Annotated in this window: 19 protein-coding genes; 9 read left to right on the top strand and 10 right to left on the bottom strand. The window is 55.4% G+C overall.

Features of this window, described 5'->3' with window-relative positions:
• Positions 1-290: 290 nt before the first annotated feature.
• The 8 genes from ACR0DU_RS16295 to ACR0DU_RS16260 all read left to right on the top strand — a co-directional run bounded on the left by ACR0DU_RS16295 (position 291) and on the right by ACR0DU_RS16260 (position 7240).
• On the top strand, positions 291-1505 hold the full coding sequence (locus tag ACR0DU_RS16295) for a glycosyltransferase family protein (RefSeq protein ID WP_480875987.1): 1215 nt from the start codon (positions 291-293) through the stop codon (positions 1503-1505).
• Positions 1502-2749 carry a glycosyltransferase family 4 protein gene (locus ACR0DU_RS16290; RefSeq protein WP_170781575.1) on the top strand — a complete coding sequence of 416 codons (1248 nt, stop codon included), beginning with the start codon at positions 1502-1504 and terminating at the stop codon, positions 2747-2749. Before ACR0DU_RS16295 ends, ACR0DU_RS16290 begins: the two co-directional genes overlap by 4 nt.
• Positions 2749-3825: a glycosyltransferase family 4 protein gene (locus tag ACR0DU_RS16285; RefSeq protein ID WP_170781577.1), complete on the top strand. Its 1077-nt coding sequence runs from the start codon at positions 2749-2751 to the stop codon at positions 3823-3825. Before ACR0DU_RS16290 ends, ACR0DU_RS16285 begins: the two co-directional genes overlap by 1 nt.
• The gene (locus ACR0DU_RS16280) at positions 3822-4400 is read left to right on the top strand and encodes a histidine phosphatase family protein (protein ID WP_170781579.1); all 579 of its coding nucleotides are present in this window, start codon (positions 3822-3824) and stop codon (positions 4398-4400) included. The genes ACR0DU_RS16285 and ACR0DU_RS16280 overlap by 4 nt, the downstream gene beginning before the upstream one ends.
• Positions 4401-4402: 2 nt before the next feature.
• On the top strand, positions 4403-5545 hold the full coding sequence (locus ACR0DU_RS16275; protein ID WP_480875984.1) for a glycosyltransferase family protein: 1143 nt from the start codon (positions 4403-4405) through the stop codon (positions 5543-5545).
• Entirely contained in the window at positions 5542-6315 is a 774-nt protein-coding gene (locus ACR0DU_RS16270) for a polysaccharide deacetylase family protein (RefSeq protein WP_480875982.1), read from the top strand. The genes ACR0DU_RS16275 and ACR0DU_RS16270 overlap by 4 nt, the downstream gene beginning before the upstream one ends.
• Entirely contained in the window at positions 6312-6788 is a 477-nt protein-coding gene (locus ACR0DU_RS16265) for a class I SAM-dependent methyltransferase (RefSeq protein WP_480875980.1), read from the top strand. The genes ACR0DU_RS16270 and ACR0DU_RS16265 overlap by 4 nt, the downstream gene beginning before the upstream one ends.
• A 293-nt stretch (positions 6789-7081) precedes the next feature.
• Entirely contained in the window at positions 7082-7240 is a 159-nt protein-coding gene (locus tag ACR0DU_RS16260; RefSeq protein WP_480875978.1) for an Arm DNA-binding domain-containing protein, read from the top strand.
• Between the two features lie 588 nt (positions 7241-7828).
• Here ACR0DU_RS16260 and ACR0DU_RS16255 read toward each other — a convergent pair.
• Together ACR0DU_RS16255 and ACR0DU_RS16250 are read right to left on the bottom strand one after the other, a co-directional pair.
• Entirely contained in the window at positions 7829-8089 is a 261-nt protein-coding gene (locus tag ACR0DU_RS16255) for a hypothetical protein (RefSeq protein ID WP_139056590.1), read from the bottom strand.
• 256 nt (positions 8090-8345) lie between these two features.
• Positions 8346-8765 carry a DUF3010 family protein gene (locus tag ACR0DU_RS16250; protein ID WP_480875976.1) on the bottom strand — a complete coding sequence of 140 codons (420 nt, stop codon included), beginning with the start codon at positions 8763-8765 and terminating at the stop codon, positions 8346-8348.
• Between the two features lie 646 nt (positions 8766-9411).
• Here ACR0DU_RS16250 and ACR0DU_RS16245 point away from each other — a divergent pair.
• Complete coding sequence (locus ACR0DU_RS16245) at positions 9412-10572, top strand: hypothetical protein (RefSeq protein WP_480875974.1); 1161 nt, start codon at positions 9412-9414, stop codon at positions 10570-10572.
• A gap of 140 nt (positions 10573-10712) precedes the next feature.
• Here the strand turns inward: ACR0DU_RS16245 and ACR0DU_RS16240 are convergent, their stop codons facing one another.
• The 8 genes from ACR0DU_RS16240 to ACR0DU_RS16205 form a co-directional block, all read right to left on the bottom strand.
• Entirely contained in the window at positions 10713-11345 is a 633-nt protein-coding gene (locus ACR0DU_RS16240) for a tyrosine-type recombinase/integrase (RefSeq protein ID WP_170514420.1), read from the bottom strand.
• A gap of 347 nt (positions 11346-11692) precedes the next feature.
• Positions 11693-12685 carry a N(2)-acetyl-L-2,4-diaminobutanoate deacetylase DoeB gene (gene doeB / locus ACR0DU_RS16235; RefSeq protein WP_170514416.1) on the bottom strand — a complete coding sequence of 331 codons (993 nt, stop codon included), beginning with the start codon at positions 12683-12685 and terminating at the stop codon, positions 11693-11695.
• A complete protein-coding gene (gene doeA / locus ACR0DU_RS16230; RefSeq protein ID WP_170514412.1) occupies positions 12682-13869 on the bottom strand; it encodes an ectoine hydrolase DoeA in 1188 nt (395 codons plus the stop codon). Before doeA ends, doeB begins: the two co-directional genes overlap by 4 nt.
• A gap of 11 nt (positions 13870-13880) precedes the next feature.
• The gene (gene eutC / locus ACR0DU_RS16225; RefSeq protein WP_170514409.1) at positions 13881-14873 is read right to left on the bottom strand and encodes an ectoine utilization protein EutC; all 993 of its coding nucleotides are present in this window, start codon (positions 14871-14873) and stop codon (positions 13881-13883) included.
• A gap of 1 nt (position 14874) precedes the next feature.
• Positions 14875-15864 (bottom strand): hydroxyectoine utilization dehydratase EutB, encoded by a 990-nt coding sequence (gene eutB, locus ACR0DU_RS16220; protein WP_170514406.1) that lies wholly within the window; start codon positions 15862-15864, stop codon positions 14875-14877.
• A gap of 17 nt (positions 15865-15881) precedes the next feature.
• Entirely contained in the window at positions 15882-16646 is a 765-nt protein-coding gene (gene eutA, locus ACR0DU_RS16215) for an ectoine utilization protein EutA (protein ID WP_480875971.1), read from the bottom strand.
• Positions 16647-16653: 7 nt separating this feature from the next.
• Positions 16654-17091: a universal stress protein gene (locus ACR0DU_RS16210; protein ID WP_170514399.1), complete on the bottom strand. Its 438-nt coding sequence runs from the start codon at positions 17089-17091 to the stop codon at positions 16654-16656.
• A gap of 11 nt (positions 17092-17102) precedes the next feature.
• On the bottom strand, positions 17103-18389 hold the full coding sequence (locus ACR0DU_RS16205; protein ID WP_170514396.1) for a TRAP transporter large permease: 1287 nt from the start codon (positions 18387-18389) through the stop codon (positions 17103-17105).
• Position 18390 lies beyond the last annotated feature (1 nt).

Below are 18390 nucleotides of genomic sequence, written 5' to 3'. Positions count from 1 at the left end.
AAGGCCAGTGGCCTCGGCGCAAACGACTGGATAAGGTATTTTCAAGCAACCAAAAATTGAATATGACGGCCTGAGCCCTAGGATCGTACGCAATCTTGTTCATTGCGGGCAATCGCCAACAAAGGGGCCGCGTCACATTGACGATAAGGCAACGAATATGCTGTTGCCAATTCGCAATGTTTGGCGCATTTGCAGGGAAAAATTCCCACCTTTTGCGCGCAGGCGCGAATGAAATAGGATACTCAGGTGCAAACGCGCGGAGTTGCATCGGAACCGAAACAGGCGAAGGCATGAGCCGAGGTAACAAAAACGAACATCACGGCCGCGCGCCTCGTATCCTGCTATACAGTCACGACACGTTCGGTCTGGGCCATTTGCGCCGGTCTCGAGCTTTGGCGGCAGCGATTACACAGGCCGATCAACGCGCTTCGGCTTTGATCTTGACCGGCTCTCCGGTAGCGGGTCGTTTTACTTTTCCACGGCGGGTCGACCATGTTCGCTTGCCTGGCGTCACCAAACGCGCGGACGGTTCTTACGCCTCACAAACCATTGGCATGGGGATTGATGATGTAACTGAGCTGCGTGCAAGCCTTATCCAAACAGCTGTTACGCAATTTGACCCAGAGGTTTTGATCGTCGACAAAGAACCGACCGGGTTTCGCGGTGAATTGTTACCGACGCTGGACTATCTTGAGAACTCGGGTTCGACCAAGCTGGTTCTGGGTCTGCGCGATGTTCTGGACGAACCCGATGTATTGGCCGCCGAATGGGAACGCAAAGAAGCGATCTCGGCAACCGAGCGTTTCTACGATGAGATCTGGGTATATGGCTTGCGCTCGATCTATGACCCGACCCAAGGTCTACCCCTCAGTCCGACAACGCAACAACGCATGCACTGGACCGGATATCTAAGGCGTGATCTGGGGCCTGTCGGTGAGCCGCCCGAGCAACCTTATATCTTGATTACGCCCGGCGGTGGCGGCGATGGCAAAGCTATGGTCAACCTCGTGTTGTCAGCCTATGAGAAAGACCCGGACCTTTCTCCGCGTGCCGTGCTGGTCTATGGGCCATTCCTGTCAGGTGAATTGCGCGAGGATTTTGAAACCCGCGTCGCCGCACTTGATGGCCGGGTCACAGCTGTAGGCTTCGAATCTCAGATCGAAACGCTGTTCGCCGGAGCAGCCGGTGTAGTCTGCATGGGCGGCTACAATACCTTCTGCGAAGTACTGTCCTTCGACAAACGCGCGGTCATCGTCCCGCGCACAACACCCCGTCTGGAACAATGGATACGCGCCTCTCGCGCGGAAGATCTGGGACTCGTGCGAATGCTCGATGAAAATCGTGACGGTCTGACGGCGGACGCGATGATCCACGCGATCCGTAATCTTCCCCTTCAGCCCTTGCCGTCGCAAGCCATAAGCGCCGGTTTGCTGGATGGTCTGAACTACGTCACCCATCGCATCACCGCACTACTAGCCGCAGAACAAGAGCGCGCGACAGGATGATCAAAACACACCCCAGGCTTGCGGTGCTAGTCAAAGGCTGGCCGCGCCTGTCCGAGACGTTCATTGCCCAAGAACTCGTTGCCTTGCAGGAGGCTGGCCACAACTTCGATATCTGGTCTTTGCGCCATCCGACCGACGCCAAGCGGCACCCGCTGCATGATCGTTTCAATGGGCAAGTACGCTATCTGCCAGAATACCTTTATGACGAACCTGAACGGCTTGCCGCTGCACGCGCCGTCGCTTCGGGTTTGCCCGGATACCCAGAGGCATATCGGGTCTGGCGGCAAGACCTGCGCCGAGACCAAACCCATAACCGCATTCGCCGGTTCGGACAGGCCTGCGTGCTAGCTGCCGAGTTACCTGAGGAAACGCAAGCGCTGTACGCGCATTTCATGCACACGCCATCGTCGGTCGCCCGTTACGCCGCGATCATGCGCGGCCTGCCGTGGAGTTTTTCAGCGCACGCCAAAGATATTTGGACCTCGCCAGACTGGGAAAAGAAGGAAAAACTGCACCTGAAAAGTCACGGAGCCACTTTTGGGGCAACCTGCACCGCAATCGGTGCAGCGCATCTGCGCGAATTGGCTGATGATCCTGCGCGCGTTGAGTTGATTTACCACGGTCTGGACCTGTCCCGTTTTCCGACCCCTCCTGAGCGTGGCCAGCGGGCGGCCGACGCACCCTTTCATATGCTTTCAGTCGGGCGGTTGGTCGAGAAAAAGGGCTTTGATCGCCTTATCGACGCGTTTGCTCTGCTCCCTGACACTTTGGACTGGCACTGGACCCATATCGGCGGGGGAACACTGGCCAAAAAACTGAGTGCACAGGCCGATGCTGCAGGGCTGTCAGGTCGGATCACCTGGATGGGTGCATGCGACCAACCTGAGGTCATTACGGAGATGCGCCGCTCTGACCTGTTTGTGCTGCCCAGCCGGATTGCTGAAGATGGTGACCGAGATGGCTTGCCGAACGTGCTGATGGAGGCGGCGTCTCAGCGCCTTCCGATTTTGTCGACGCCGATATCAGCGATCCCAGAGTTCATCGAAACTGGCGTCCATGGAATTCTATCGCACGACGACCCGGCCTCTTTGGCCTCCGCCATTTCCAACCTTGCCCAGAACCCGGCCAAAACCGCGCAAATGGCAGAGGCAGCGTATGACCGTTTGATCGCCGACTTTCGTATGGATCCGGGCATACATCGCCTGTCCGAGCGGTTAAACGCATTGTGCACGGATGGTCGGTGATGGCTCGGGTGGCTTTTTATGCGCCGATGAAATCCCCCGACAGCCCCAAGCCTTCGGGCGACCGCGAAATGGCACGCAACCTGATCACTGCAATCCGCGCCCAAAACAACATTGTTGAACTCGCATCAGACCTGCGGATTTACGACAAGAAGGGTGAGCGCGCACTTCAGAATCAATTGCGAGATAAAGCGATGGTCGAAGCTACGCGGCTGATCGCGGAACTGCCATCGGACACGGACCTTTGGGTGACATATCACAACTACTACAAAGCGCCAGATCTATTGGGCCCCGCAGTATGTCGCGCGCGGGGTATCCCATATGTACAACTGGAAAGCACCCGTGCCACCAGTCGGCTCTCGGGTGCATGGGCCGGGTTTGCCCAGTCGGCGCACGACGCCTGTGATGCCGCGCAGATAATATTTTATCACACAGCCAACGATCTGATCACACTAAAGCGCGAGAAATTCGGCGCACAAATATTGGTAGAATTGCCCCCGTTTCTACCTGTTGCTGAATTGCCTTCCCCATCTACCCGCGATGGTCCGATGTTGACTGTGGGTATGATGCGTTCCGGGGACAAATTGGCCTCGTACACGATTTTGGCCAAGACGCTGGAACATCTCAACGGCGATTGGTTACTGGACATAGCAGGCGATGGCCCTGCCCGCCCCAAGGTCGAAGCGCTGATGGCGCAGTTCGGGTCCCGCGTCAGGTTTCTGGGTCAGCTTGATCGAGGCACATTGCAAGAGCACTACCGTCAAGCATCGATGTTTGTCTGGCCCGGCGTCAACGAAGCCTATGGTATGGTCTATCTTGAGGCCCAGGCCAGCGGTGTTCCGGTCGTGGCACAAGATCGCCCCGGCGTGCGTGATGTACTGATGCCCTCTGATCATCCCAATGTAAGTTCGGGCACCAAAGGGCTGGCCGCTCGTATACAGTTGCTCTTGGATGATCCCGACCTTCGGCGAACCGAGGGTGATCGCGCCCGCGCCTACATCGCGCAACGCCATCTGATCCCGTCGGCGACGGATCGGTTCTGGACTGCCGTGCGCCCCTTGTTGGAGAAAGAAGAATGACCCGCCTCGCCCTATTGCGCCACGGACATACCGAATGGAACCGCGCTGGTCGCATTCAGGGTCGCAGCGACATTCCCCTGGATATTGATGCCCGTGCCGAGCTTGCGGGATATTGTCTGCCATCGCCGTGGGACACTGCATCGATCTGGTCCAGCCCGCTAAGTCGCGCAGCTGAAACCGCTGAACTTGTATCTGGCAAAGCCCCCAAAACATCCAAAGCCTTGACCGAGATGAACTGGGGAGATTGGGAAGGGCATCGCGGCGTGGACCTGATCGCGATTCCCGATAGCGGCTATCGTCATATTGAAGAGTGGGGTTGGGATTACCGACCACCTAACGGTGAAAGCCCGGCAGAACTTTGGGCAAGAATCGCACCTTGGATGGATGGCCTGACGGGCGACAATCTTGCCGTCTGCCATATCGGCATCATGCGGGTGATTTTGGCCAAGGCCTGGGGCTGGAACTTTGCAGGCCCCGCCCCGTTCAAAATCAAACGCAACAGGTTATTTGTCATCGAGTCGAATCCGATGCGGGCCCAGCCCGAACCCGTCCGCCTGCTTGCGCGTGAGGCCTGAAAATGAAGGTGATGATCGTCGTTACCCACCTGTTGGGCACCGGGCATCTGAGCCGGGCACTGACATTGGCGCGCGCATTCGCTGATCAGAACCATGAGGTTCTTGTCGTTTCCGGAGGTATGCCCGCACCGCAGCTGGATACGACCGGGATGTCTCTGCTGGGTTTGCCGCCGCTGAGGTCGGATGGCACCGATTTTACCCGATTGCTAGATCAGGATGGTACCGTTGCAGACGCCGCCTATTTCGAAGCACGCGCAACCGGACTGGTTCAGGCAGTACGCAGCTTCGGGCCGCAGGTTCTGATCACCGAGCTATATCCGTTTGGACGACGTTCGCTCGCAGCGGAGTTCCAAGCGGCAATAAAAGCCGCGCGGGGGATATCTCGCCCCCCTGTTATACTGAGTTCAATCCGCGATATTCTTGCGCCGCCATCAAAGCCTGCAAAAGCGATCCGAACGGACGAAGTTATTGCAGAGTTTTATGACGGTGTTCTGGTCCATGCCGACCCTCGGATCACACCCCTCGACGTCAGTTGGCCTGTTTCATCGCAACTGGCAGCACAGCTGCACTACACGGGTTTCGTCGCACCGAGCGCACCGCCAAGCCATCCGGAGGGTACAGGTTGGGACGAGATCATCGTAAGTGCCGGTGGCGGATCAGTTGGCCAACCGATCTTTCAGGCGGCCATTGAGGCCGCCCGAAAGATGCCCAACAGGCGCTGGCGCCTGTTGGTGGGAGGACAGGATGCCAAAGCGCGCATCGCCGAGCTTTCGCAGTTGGCCGAGGGGACAACGGTTATTCTGGAACCCGTTCGCCCAGATTTTCGTCAAATGCTTCCGCTTGTTGCAGCCTCGATTAGTATGTGCGGATACAATACAGCCATGGATCTGCTGCAATGCGGGCCCCCTGCTGTGTTGATCCCATTTGACGACGGCAAAGAGGTCGAGCAGGGATTGCGTGCGCGTGCGCTTTCGCAATTGGATGGGGTTGAGGTGCTGAACAGTTCTGAACTATCCGGACCCTCACTTGCAAACGCTCTGGATCGTGTCATGTCGGGTATTGCTCGTCCTCCAATGTCTGAAGGGTTTGATGGCGCCCGCCGATCGGTGGAAATTGCGACCGACTTATATGAGGCCCGCCGATGAGCCCTGATTGGCAACCCTTGATGATTGAGTTGCAGCGCTGGGAAGAAGCGGATTTGACGCTGCCCTTGTGGTGGCGCGATGACGACGCGATCTCGGTGACGCCACAGCTCGAAAAACTCACCTTGATGTCCGTTGAGCTGGGGCTACCAGTCCATCTGGCTGTGATCCCGCGCCCAGCTGAGGTGTCACTGGCGGATTATGTGCATGATCAGACCGCCTTATTCCCAGTTGTGCATGGCTGGGCGCATCAGAACCACGCCCCCATAGGTGAAAAGAAAGCCGAGTTCCGTTTGCACCGACCAATCGAAGCCATTGTTTCTGACGCAAGGTCCGGACTGTCTCGGCTACAGAATCTGTTTGGTGATCAGTTACGCCCGATGTTTGTGCCACCTTGGAACCGGATTGATCCTGAAGTTACAGCTCATCTCCGAGGGCTGGGTTTTCGGATAGTATCGACCTCAACACCTCGGAAAACACCACTCGCCGCTCCTGGTCTCGAGCAGGTAAATACGCATCTCGATCCTATCGACTGGCGCGGAACTCGCGGCTTGGCTGACCCGGAAGAGCTGATTTCGCAAGTGGTCACACTGCTACAAGATCGACGCGCAGGACGGGCAGACAATGCTGAAGCATTTGGGGTGTTGACGCATCATCTGGTCCATGATCAGGACATCTGGACGTTTACGAAAGACCTGTTGCAAAGGCTGCTTGATGGGCCTGGTATTCCTTGGATTGCACCATGCAACAAAACGCTGGGAGAACCCGAATGAGTCGACTGGATTCCATGCTAAGACGCCTGACCGCGCAACGTGACGGGTTGAATTGGGCCGCTGAACAGATCGACGCCATGGACGGAGATGTTCTAGACTTGGGGCTGGGCAATGGACGTACCTATGACCATTTACGAGAGATCCTGCCTTTACGCCGAATTTGGGTAATGGATCGCGTGTTGCAATGCCACCCCGACAGCACGCCTCCTGCAGAAGATTTTCTGCAAGGCGAAGCGGAACCGATGTTACTGAAATTGGCGGAAGCTGGCCATACTATCGCACTAGCGCACTATGATTTTGGTCGCGGGATCAAGTCAGACGATGTTGCCGAAGCAGCCCGCCTGAGCCCTCTGGTCAAACAGGTGATGTGCCCCGGCGGCTTGCTGATATCAGGACAACCCCTGGTAGGTTTCACCCCGATACGGGGCCCTGAAACCATCGCACCTGATCGCTATCTGTTTTATCGCGCCTGATGCAACTTCATATGCTGCTCCAAGCGATCAATAAGCAATTTGGTCACCAAAATGAGCAAGTTTACTGTACTTTGGGGATGCTGGTAGCGGAAGAGACTGCCAAACTACCTTCTCATGTGATTTCTGAAATTCTTACTTCATTCTGTAAACAAAGAAAAATATCCAGCTTGTCGTCCTATCCTCTCTCATACCATCTCGCACGGTCTTAGTTTTTTTATCGATCAAATGATGGGACAGAAAAAACGGTGCCTTCTCTTACAGTATGAAAAGTTCAAAGCCTTGAAGAGCCGGGGATGTATCGCGATGGAGGCGGTCTGTATCAGCGCATTGGCAAAGCCGGGGGTAAGTCTTGGATACTTAGGACTGTCGTATACGGGAAAAGAGGAGACCTAGGGTTGGGCTCCGCCTCGTTGGTCAGGCTGTCCGAGGCCAGAGAGCTAGCGCGTGAGTAATGAAAAGTGGCTCGGTCTGGCAGCAAACCGGATACCGTCAGAAAACGGGAAACGCTGACGTGTCGCGAAGCCGCCCTGCGCACACACGCAAATCTGCTGCCAACGTGGCGTAGCAAACGGCATGGGGAAATTTGGCTTTTGGCGATTGAGAGATATGCCTTTCCTAGCTTGGGGGACCGACAAATTTAGACCATCGGGACATCTAGTCTGATGGCGGTGGTACAACCGATTAGTAAGGACGTATTCTCAGGAGAAGATGTAGAAAAAATGCAAGCGTTCACTAACGATGCTATGCGGTGGTTAGATAAGAGTCGTAGAGAGATTAAAGCCAAAGGGAAATCTTCACGGCATCTACGCCGGACTTCCGTCTCCTCATCGGTAGCCCGCCTAAACGCTCCAATTCAGACTATTACATCTCTATGTGGGCGACCTGTACTCTGATAGCGCTACACAGAACCACATCTGAAATGCTGGAGCGCTCTGAGATTTGTCGCCAGCGTAAACACTGGCTGCTCCGGCAAAATTGGTCCGGTCAGTCGTGAAATGGGCGGCCAGCGCCGCCCACTATGATTCTCAATTCCAGCTGTGTTACCGTCCTTCGAACCTATCAAGCGCCGAAGGATAGTTTCTATCGTCCCGCGAGCCTCCGTTTGTGCTCTTTGACGAACTTGTGCCGCCTGAGAAACTCCCTGCATTTGTGGTGTCGGCACCGTTGCCCCAGCCGTTGTCCCCTTTCTTCGTTTGGGTGGGCGGGTCAGGGTCATCAGGTACGTCCTCGGCGTAAACAGGCACAGAGAAAGCCATGGTCGCCGCTAATAAGCTGATGATAGTAAGTTTGGATTTTGACATAATATTCCCCCAAAAATAGTCGGATAAACACTTGGCCAAAATTGAGGCAAGCAATACCAATTTACTTGAACGAGATTGAACCAAATTTGAATGCATCGTTCACGCTACGTTAACATTCTCTAATGCCCTCAAAACTGGGAAACCCTGAAGCAAAAAGGGCTCAGTGGCAGGTAGCCATTTGATAATGGTGGAAAATGGAGCGCTGGGCATGGAATCACACACATGGGCTTCCTGCCACAATTGGCAAGATCAGACATCAGCCCTTGACCAATGTATAAGCACCAGAAAGAAAGGCGTTCTTTAAATAGACCGGCAGCTTCTCGGGATACTCTTTCACTTCCTTCGTGGCGAAATTGGACAAAGCCACCGGATTAACGAACCTAGTGTGACATCCTTCTGTAAGTTGGATCAGAGTCTCGATTTTGAAAGAGACCGCACCGCCTGCCATACGGCCTTTCTTTGCGCGCGTTTTGATCGCAAATGTTCCAACCTCGTTTTCGCGAGCAAACTCATCTAGCGCGGCCATGAATGAACGCAAATCTGCCTCGGATGTATCATCCTCGAGTTCAATCCTTGTGGTCTTCGGTCGGAGCATCTCCGCCTTGCCCTCGTCATCCAGGTCGACAACTGCAAGCCGAACTTCTTGTGCCGATATCTCGCAACCGCATACTCTCATCTGTCATTCCTTTGTGTGACAGTTCCTCACTAACATCTTTCGGACCAGAATATATGCCAACTATACCGATGTGCGCGCGTTATCGCGGTCAACAAGCTTAGTTTTTACGATCCTAAACGCTAGGCATAAGACAAGACGGTAGAAGGCGGTCATGCCGCGCCAGAGAGCCCAAAAAGTCCACCCAAGTCTCTCTGTGAGGTTTTCCGTAGGCACCGAAAGGAATTTCTGAATTGTGAGTTTTGATCTTGCTTAGCTCAACAAATCGGACATTCGCTTGGCTCACGTCGAACAACCGCTGTGCGGACAAAACCGAACTTGAGCACAATGGGCGCAAATTCCGCGTTCAGATCAAGCTTGATCTACTTCGTTCTCGCTTGTCGGGACTTAGCGGATGCAGCAACGCATTTAACCGATGCATCTGCTGCTTAAGAAATATGGAAAGTAGCCTCTTATTGTGGCCGCTGCGATTTTTCACCCCTTCGTCAATGATCAACGGACTTTTGAGCCCTCAGTAGAGATTATTTATGAAGAACTAGGGAGCCACTCGCAAAGTCACATTCACCTTTCATCATTATGAGAAAGCTGTTGAGATTAAATGACACGCGTGACTGAATGAAATGGGCGGCAGACATGAAAGGATCAAAGGTTGAAAGACAAAGAAAAGACAGCGTTTGGCGCGAAAACCAAGGGTGGTGCGACTAATTTCATTCTGACCAACCACAAAGTTTTGAAAGACAGCTTTCATCTCGTAGCATTTGGCGACGATGAGAAAGTTTCGGTACCAGGAAAAAAAATAACTCGCGGAAAGATCGTGACAAAAGGTAAAACGGTGATCCTTTGCGCAGAGGACCCAAACAAAATTAAAGGGAAGGTTCTCGACAAGTTAAACAAACAACTTAGCGGAATTTGCACTCTAAAGGTGGCTAATATTGACATGGCAGCTTCGTTGTCTGACGACCAAGATGCAGCCTCTGTTGTACCCCCGGTTCGCCAACCGACCCAAAAATTACCTAGCGCCGGTGCTTCAGGTACATCTACCGCTGACTATGGTAACGCCATATTAGCAGACGACGAAGACAACGATGACGACCGACAAAAACTTGTGCGATTGGTCATGGGTAAACTTGCACCGCTGGTTCGCGACCTCGGACCAAAAGGGCGTGCGCAAGCCGAGCCAGAGTTGGACGAAGTCGCCAAAGCAATAGATAAAGAAAACTTCGATGCCGATATCGCGAAGCGTTTAATCAAGTCGCTTACGGCCAAGCTTGCAAACGGAACGTTTTCAAAACTGGACCCACCGGCCCGAAAAAAGCCAACCCAACCACTACCATCGGCGAGTGCGGCGGCGGGTGCAGATGGAGTTGACTATAATACTTCGTCTGGCTCTGTTGGGGGTGGGTCGGACGGTGTCGACTACAATACCTCGTCTGGCTCTGTCGGGGGTGGGTCGGACGGTGTCGACTATAATACCTCGTCTGGCTCTGTTGAGGATGGTTCGGACGGCGTAGACTACAATACCTCGTCTGGCTCTGTTGGGGGTGGGTCGGACGGTGTCGACTATAATACCTCGTCTGGTGGACAAGGTGCGGATCAAATGCGCTTAAGGCTGCGGTCGTTGGTGTTTAAGAAATTGGCGCCAGAGATCAGAGGTCTCGGCCCCAAAGGAAAAGCCGCAGCGGCCGCAGAACTGGAAGCAGCTGTGAAATTTTTAGATCTGAAATCATACGATGAACAAGCTGCCAGGCGCCTGCTAAGCGTAATTAAAAACAAACTCGAAACAGGCATTTATGAAGCGATGGAAGACTAACCGCCGATTTAGCTCGCTGAAAGCGGACATTTAACCCCAGCGCAGCATCCGTCGATTTGGGCTCAGCACCGACCAACGCCGCACAGAGGACAAAGACCCGCATTGAAATGGCGAACGGCAGGACCGTCCGCCAAGTTAGCTCAGATATCGATGCGCTCAGCGATGCTCAGAGCATCTTCGAGTTCAACGCCAAGGTAGCGCACTGTGCTGTCCACCTTTGTGTGACCTAACAGCAGTTGCACTGCGCGGAGGTTGCCGGTCTTTCGGTAGATCTCCGCTGCCTTTGTCCGGCGGAGCGAATGGGTGCCATATCCACTTGGCTCCAACCCAATCGCCGCGACCCAATCACGAACAAGCCGTCCATACTGGCGGGTCGAGATGTGTGGGCGGTCATGGAAGCGGCTTGGGAACATAAATCGACATGCAAACATCTCAGGTGATTTGACCCATGCCAAGACGGTTTCACGCGTGTTTTCCATGAGTTCAAACTGGACAGGGCGCTTGGTCTTGCTTTGGATGACCGATACGCGTTCCCGGACGCGATCATCTTTGACGAGATCGGAAACGGCCAATTTGACCAGATCACAGCCACGCAGCTTGCTGTCGATGGCGACGTTGAACAAAGCCAGATCGCGTAGATAACCTGCCAGTTCGAGCCGCGCTCGGATCGCCCAGACTTGTTTGGGTAGCAAAGGCCGCTTTTGACCGATAATCCGCCCCTTGTTCCATGCTCGGCGTTTCGGGGTAGTTGCAGGAAGTTGGACTCTTGGCATGATATGCCTCCTATCCTCCCTCCAAGCCCAATCATCAGCACCGCGCCGACGAGACAAATCTACAGGCTCAATGAATGACCGGTGCCAGAGACGCCCGATGTCGGTCGTTGTCGCACAAGCATCGGGCGGCTCAGAGCCCAACTTGATCACTCGTCAGGACGCAACGAATGTCGGGGCTGGCACCCTGCTCATTACGGGGTGAGCCCTATGCCACTTAGTCGAGCGCGTTCAGTAAAGCCGGTTTCAATGCGTTCAGGAGGGTTTGATTTTATACGTCCCGCACTAACCTCATTTGCCCGAATTGGATGGTTTTTCGGGCAAACAAACGAACAGAGCACTTCCAAGCGTTACTGGGTAACGGCCACGACAGCCAGACAATCGCCCAGCTTGATCAGGCCGGGGAAATGTCGTGCTGCCAGGATCCCAGTCTCATTTGAAATCACCTTTGAAGGCTTTTTCCCAGACCCATCCAACGGCCAGATCCTTGCGATGGTGTCGCCCGCTGCCACTTCATCCGCGAGATCGAATAGCATCTCGAGCATTCCATCGCTGGGTGAAAAGTGAAAGCAATCGCCGCCCGTCGTATCGATCCGAGTGGTGCCAGTGCCAATTGGCTCACCTTCCAAGATCCCGGCGTGTCTCAGGATGTTTTCTGCGCCCCTGCGCGCTATGCCGGCTGAGCGTGCTGTGGCGGAGCCGCCACCGCCGAGCTCGGTGGAGACAAAAATCTTCCCTGCCTCCTCGACCGCTGTGTCATACATGCCGGTGGGGTCGATTTCCTTTAGCGTCATCGAGTATGGAGCGCCGAAAGCCTCCATCGCGGCGATGCAGGCCGCTTCTTGGGTTTTGTCCTCAAGCAAGTGGGCTGCAGCAAATGGAATGAAGTCCAGAGACTTGCCACCGGAATGATAGTCGAGAACGATATCTGCCAAGGGGATGAGCCGGTTCAGGAAATAATCTGCAATCTTTTCTGTCACCGTACCATTGGGTTTGCCGGGAAAGATGCGGTTCATGTTGAGCCCATCTACCGGCGAAATACGCTTCGCGGCCCGAAATGCGGGGTAGTTCATGTAGGGCACGATGATCACCCTGCCACGAATCTCTTCGGCGCTCAGATCATGTGCAAGCGACTGGAGAGCAATTGGGCCTTCGTATTCGTCCCCGTGGTTGGCCCCGGTAAGCAGCGCGGTTGGGCCATCCCCGTTTCGAAACACTGAAATCGGAATTTGTATAAGGCCCCATGCGCTGTCCTCGCGACTGTGCGGAAGAGATAGAAAGCCATGAAACTCTCCGTCCTGATCGAAGGGAACAGTGCTTGAGATCGGATTGGTTGCGGTCATGGTTTGATCATCAGTTTGCGTGGTACATTGGCGAGCAATTCTGGTTCACCGTCTCGAATGACAATGCTCTCGGTAATCTCAAAGCCCCATTCGTCCATCCAAAGACCCGTCATGAAGTGGAATGTCATGTTTGGCTCCAGAACCGTTTTGTCGCCCGCGCGCAGGCTCATGGTCCTTTCGCCCCAATCCGGGGGATAAGATAGCCCGATCGGATAGCCTGTTCGGTTATCTTTCTCGATACCGTGGCGGGACAAAACCGCAAAGAAGGCTTTGGCGATGTCCTCGCAGAGGTTTCCTGCACGGGCTACTTCAAGGCCGGCTTCCATCCCCTCTTGAACCGCTTTCTCGGCTTCAAGAAATGCTTTCGGCGGCTGACCAAGAAAGACCGTTCTCGACAGCGGGCAATGGTACCTACGATACACGCCCGCGATTTCGAAAAACGTACCTTCGCCGGTCTTCATGGGCTTGTCATCCCAGGTCAGGTGCGGCGCGGCGGCGTCCGCTCCGGAGGGCAAAAGCGGGACAAGCGCGGGATAGTCGCCCCCAGCACCAATCTGATTGTCATAGCGCAGACCGGCGTCATAAATCTCGGCCACGAGCGACGACTTTGGAAGACCAGGCTCAACCACTTCGAAGATGCGTTTGTGCATCTTTTCGACAAACCGCCCAGCTACGCGCATATAGTCAAGCTCGGTCTCGGACTTCACGGCGCGCTGCCAGTTCACCAGCGCCGTTGCATCGGAAAACGATGCGTCAGGCAGACCGCTGGTCAAGGCGGCATAGGCTTTGGCCGAGAACCAGTAGTTGTCCATCTCGACGCCGATGCGCTTGTTGCCCTGACCACGTTCAATCAAACGCGCGGCGAGATAGTCCATCGGATGGCGTTCGGTGGATTGAACATAGTGGTCGGGGTAGCCAATGATATCGGCTTCGGGCAGCCACGTGGTCCGCCGCGCGCCTGCAGCATCTTGTCCGCGTCCGAACCAGACAGGGTCAAAGTCAGTGCCAACGACGACAGCCTGATGCACATAGAAAGACCAGCCGTCATATCCGGTTAGCCACGCCATATTGGACGGGTCGGATATTACAAGCAGATCCAATCCCGCCGCCGCCATTGCGGTTCGGGTCTTGGCCAGCCGGTTTGCGAACTCATCGGGCGTGAAGTGGAGTGTAGGTGCGTTCATGGTGTTTTTCTTCAGCTGTTGAATGTAGTGCCCGCGCCTTTGGTCTCGGCGCGATGCCTTGCGAGCGTGGCGATGGCGGTGTCCTGCACGCCAGTGCCGGTCAGATCAGCGATGACAATATCGCTGTCCGACCGCCGACCAGACGCATTACCAGTGACGATGTCGCCCAGCTCTGAAAATTGCTGGTCGGGAGGAACAACACCGGCGGCAAGGGCATAGCGCAATTCACCTTTGACGGCGCATTGCGACTGACTGTCCGGCACATATAGCTCCGCGCGGGCCAGACAGGTTGGGTCCAGCTCAACCTTGTGTTCCTGATCTGACCCCATCGCGATGATCAGTTGCCCAGGTTGCAGCCAATCCGACAGGACAAGAGGCGTGGTGGAGGGGGTGGTCGTCACGACGATATCCGTCGAAGACACGGCTGCGGCCGCGCTCTCTTCCGGGCTTACGTCGATGCCCATCTCATCCCTCAGTTCCGTCGCCAGACCTTCGGCTTTTGCATTGTCGCGCGCCCAGATCACGGCGCTTGCGATTGGTCGCACAAGGGAAAGAGCTTTCAATTGCAATCTGGCCTGAACTCCGGCCCCGATCACGCAAACCGTGCTTGAGCCTTCTTTCGCAAGGTGGCGTGCCGCCACGGCTCCGGCAGCGGCGGTGCGCACATCCGTGAGATAGCCGTTGTCCAGAAGAAGGGCTTCGAGAATACCGGTCTTGGACGAGAACAGGACCATCAGTCCGGACGTGCTCGGCAGGCCCAATTTGGGATTGTCAAAAAATCCGGGGCTCATCTTCATGGCGAAACTGTCGATGCCGGGGACATAGGCGGATTTTACACAGACCTCGCCATTATGGTCCGGAACCATCAACGTCATGATCGGGGGCATCACGACGCTGCCTCCGGCCAGCACTGCGAACCCCTGTTCAACGCAGTCAATCGCGTCGGTGTCCAGCGGAACCAGCGTGCGAAGATCTGCCTCGGTCAGTATTTTGATTTCTGGCACCTCAACTCTCCTGCGCAACATCTACATCTTCACCGGAAATGATCCGATGATGCAGGTTCATATCGATATTCTGCCCCGAAACGACGGAGATGCACTTGCCGGGATCTTTGATTTTCCCCGACATCAGCGCGGCAATCCCCACGCTGCCAGATCCTTCGATCACCAGACGTTCTTGCCAATAAGCGTGGCGGATGGCTGTGGCGATCTCGGCCTCGCTCACCAGAACGATTTCATCGACAAAGCTGCGGGTCATCTCAAAGGTGTATTCGTTGTCCAACCCAACGCCACCACCGAGACTGTCGGCGAGGGTCGGAAGTTCGGGAATCATGATTGGCTTGCCCGCCTGTTGGCTTTCATACATAGCTGCGCCGCGTTCCATCGAAATCCCGATCACGCGGGTTGACGGGCTCAGCGCTTTGATGACCATGCCCACTCCGGAAATCAGCCCACCGCCGGACAAAGGAACCAGGACGGTATCCGGGTCCGGTGACTGTTCCAGCATCTCAAGCGCCAGCGTGCTTTGTCCTGCGATGATCTGAGGGTGATCAAACGGCGGCAACATTACCATGCCTTCGGCAACAAGCTTGTCGACTTCCAGCTGGGCATCATCCTGCGATCGTCCGACGATACGTACCTCGGCCCCTTCTGCCTTGATCCCGTCCACCTTGTTTTGCGGCACAAGCTCAGACATGCAGATGATGCACCGGACGTCCGCTTGTTTTGCCGCGTATGCCAGACCGCGACCGTGATTGCCGGTGGAGACACCGACTACGCCGTGCGCACGTTCGGCTTCGGTCAGCGACAACACAGCGTTGGTCGCGCCGCGAAGTTTGAAACTACCGGTTTTTTGTAACTGCTCAAGTTTGAGGTCAACGGTGCCGCCAATTGTTGCGCTCAGGCTGGGTGAGGCGATCATAGGCGTAGTTCGGATATGGCCACAAATGCGCTGCCGCGCCGCATGGCTGTCCTGAAGAGTGATTTCTGATTTCATTGTTTAGTCCGAGCACATTAAGTCTTAAACAGCAAGCCACCGCGTGGCACGTCCGAGGGTATCCCCAGATGCCTCATACACCGCCAGACCATTGCCTGATTGGACGTCACAACCGGCTTGCCCAGCCAATCTTCCAATTCCTCCACGCATCCGGCAGCCCGGACGGCGGTGCAGGAAATGAAAAGCGCATCCGCATCTTCGGCGCATGCCGCAACCCCGCCTTCGACAATGCTGTCTTTGGATATACGCGCCATTTCGCGATCGTCAGTCAGCCCGAAACAGGCGGCGTTCACGACGGTTGCGCTGCGTTGCGAGAAATAGGCGGCAAGGGAATCCGTTACATCTTGCGTGTAGGGGGTCAGAACACTGACCTTCTTGACCCCCAGAGCATCGAAGGCATCGAAGGCGGCGGAACTCGGGGTCACGCATGGCGCGCCGGGCTTGGCCTTGTTCATGTGTTCGGCAACCGTGTCGTTGCCAAGAACCACAGAGGCGGCGGTGCATCCGTACACCAGAACATCCAGCGCCTCACCCGGCAGAATGTCGGCCGCGGCATCAGTTAGACGCGGGCCGGTGCGCAGAAGGCTGTCATGAGTGGTCGGGTTTTCGAACGCAATGCGATTCACATAGACACCAACATCGTGACCTTGCAGCATCCGCGCAAAGTCCACTTCGGTGGTGTGGTCAGTGGCCAGGGCGACCAATCCGATACGCTTGGCAACGGGTCGGGCATCAAGGTGGGAAGCAACGGTTGAAACCGAAGACTGTGCTGCCAATTCCATTTCTACCTCAAACCACAAGTACAGGGCATTGAGCCAGGCTTGTCACCTTGTGCGAGACGCTTCCCAGCAAATACCCCTCGATTGACCCCAGACCACGGCTTCCCATGACAATCAGGTCGTTCTCATGTTCTTGCGAGAAGCCAACAATCGTGCGCGCGACAGGTCCCCCCTTTACGAACGCGCGAATGTTCTCGCACCCCGCATCCCGGGCGATTGACGCGCCGGTTTCCGCGATTTCCTTGGACCTTTCGCGCATGATTTCGTCAATGTTATCGGGCTGTTCTACGTCTGTGACATACATTGACCCTTCAAGCACCGAATGGTGCCGGTAAAGGGTTAAGATCGTAAGCTCCGCGCCCGACAGTTTTGCCAGCTCCGCCGCCTTTTTAACCGCCGCAACCGCGCCTTCGGACCCGTCAAAGGCCGCGAGTATCGATGTAAACATGTGCCAATCCCCTATTTGCCAAAGGCCACATCGCGCAGGAAAAGCGCCAGCTGTGGGAAGAAGATCAAAAGAACCGAGACGGTAAGAAGCATGAACACGAACGGTGGTGTTCCACGGATGACCTCAAGATAGGGCCGCTTGAAGACCGCCACTGCAGTAAAGATATCGCATCCAAAGGGCGGTGTGGCCGACCCGATTGCGGCCTGCAACGTGATCAATGTGCCAACCAGGATCGGATCAAGCCCGGTTTGCGCGACAACCGGTGCAAAGATTGGCACAAAGATCAGGATCACCACGATTGGGTCTACGAACATGCAGCCGATGAAGAATGCGATCGCAATTGTGAACAACACACCGATCTGACCCATCTGGTCGATCCCGAGTGCACCCAGTAACTGCTGTGGGATTTGTGCGAAGGACAGAACCCAGGCAAATGCGGCCCCGGCACCGACAAGGATAAAGACCACGGCGGTGACCATGCCGGTCGACAGGGCCGTTTGATAAAGGTCCGTGATTTTCATGGTTCTGAAAATCACCACTTCCAGAAACAGCGCATAGGCCACACTGATTGCAGCCGCCTCTGTCGGGCTGAAAATACCGAAGAAAATCCCGCCAATGATCAGCACGGGAAAACCCAATGGCCACAAGGCTCCGCGAATTGCGACCAACCGCTCACGCCAGGAGGCTTTCGGCTCGGTCGGGACATCGTTTAGCTTGGCGTAGATGACACTGTAGATCGAAAACATGATCAGGATCAGAATGCCCGGCCCCAGCCCGGCGATGAACAGTTCCGGAATGGATGCTTTCGCCACCACACCATAGATGATCATCCCGATGCTCGGCGGGATCAGAAATGCGATGTCGCTCGAATTCACGATCAGGGCGAGGATGAACGAATCCTTGTAACCCCCTTTGAGCATCCGGGGCCGCAAGGGCGTACCGACGGCGACAACGGTTGCTTGGGTGGAACCCGACACAGCGCCAAACAAGGCGCAGGCCGTCGCAGTGCTGACCGCCAGACCCCCTCGAATGTGGCGGACAAAGGCCATGACCATATCGATCAAACGGCCTGCGGATTGGCCCCGAGTCATGATGTCCGCTGCCAATATGAACATAGGCACGGCGATCAAAGACGCGGGTCGGATTCCCCCAAGCATCTGTTGAACCAGAAATTCGGTCTTATCGATGGAGCCGAACAATTGAACGACACCGATGAACGCCCCGGCAATCAGCGGAACCATCATCGGAAAGCCTAGCAGCAGAAGCACGACCATTACGGAAAACATCAACAGGGCCATA

Source organism: Ruegeria sp. G2, from assembly GCF_056533505.1.
This window is presented reverse-complemented; position numbering and strand designations above follow the sequence as displayed.

Excerpts from the sequence above, each read along its gene's own strand:
- ACR0DU_RS16295 (WP_480875987.1), top strand. The coding sequence starts at position 291 with ATGAGCCGAGGTAACAAAAACGAACATCACGGCCGCGCGCCTCGTATC.
- eutA (WP_480875971.1), bottom strand. The coding sequence starts at position 16,646 with ATGGAATTGGCAGCACAGTCTTCGGTTTCAACCGTTGCTTCCCACCTT.
- ACR0DU_RS16275 (WP_480875984.1), top strand. The coding sequence starts at position 4,403 with ATGAAGGTGATGATCGTCGTTACCCACCTGTTGGGCACCGGGCATCTG.
- ACR0DU_RS16260 (WP_480875978.1), top strand. The coding sequence starts at position 7,082 with ATGTATCGCGATGGAGGCGGTCTGTATCAGCGCATTGGCAAAGCCGGG.
- ACR0DU_RS16240 (WP_170514420.1), bottom strand. The coding sequence starts at position 11,345 with ATGCCAAGAGTCCAACTTCCTGCAACTACCCCGAAACGCCGAGCATGG.
- ACR0DU_RS16210 (WP_170514399.1), bottom strand. The coding sequence starts at position 17,091 with ATGTTTACATCGATACTCGCGGCCTTTGACGGGTCCGAAGGCGCGGTT.
- eutB (WP_170514406.1), bottom strand. The coding sequence starts at position 15,864 with ATGAAATCAGAAATCACTCTTCAGGACAGCCATGCGGCGCGGCAGCGC.
- ACR0DU_RS16265 (WP_480875980.1), top strand. The coding sequence starts at position 6,312 with ATGAGTCGACTGGATTCCATGCTAAGACGCCTGACCGCGCAACGTGAC.
- ACR0DU_RS16270 (WP_480875982.1), top strand. The coding sequence starts at position 5,542 with ATGAGCCCTGATTGGCAACCCTTGATGATTGAGTTGCAGCGCTGGGAA.
- ACR0DU_RS16285 (WP_170781577.1), top strand. The coding sequence starts at position 2,749 with ATGGCTCGGGTGGCTTTTTATGCGCCGATGAAATCCCCCGACAGCCCC.
- ACR0DU_RS16250 (WP_480875976.1), bottom strand. The coding sequence starts at position 8,765 with ATGAGAGTATGCGGTTGCGAGATATCGGCACAAGAAGTTCGGCTTGCA.
- ACR0DU_RS16290 (WP_170781575.1), top strand. The coding sequence starts at position 1,502 with ATGATCAAAACACACCCCAGGCTTGCGGTGCTAGTCAAAGGCTGGCCG.
- ACR0DU_RS16205 (WP_170514396.1), bottom strand. The coding sequence starts at position 18,389 with ATGGCCCTGTTGATGTTTTCCGTAATGGTCGTGCTTCTGCTGCTAGGC.
- ACR0DU_RS16280 (WP_170781579.1), top strand. The coding sequence starts at position 3,822 with ATGACCCGCCTCGCCCTATTGCGCCACGGACATACCGAATGGAACCGC.
- doeB (WP_170514416.1), bottom strand. The coding sequence starts at position 12,685 with ATGACCGCAACCAATCCGATCTCAAGCACTGTTCCCTTCGATCAGGAC.
- ACR0DU_RS16255 (WP_139056590.1), bottom strand. The coding sequence starts at position 8,089 with ATGTCAAAATCCAAACTTACTATCATCAGCTTATTAGCGGCGACCATG.
- doeA (WP_170514412.1), bottom strand. The coding sequence starts at position 13,869 with ATGAACGCACCTACACTCCACTTCACGCCCGATGAGTTCGCAAACCGG.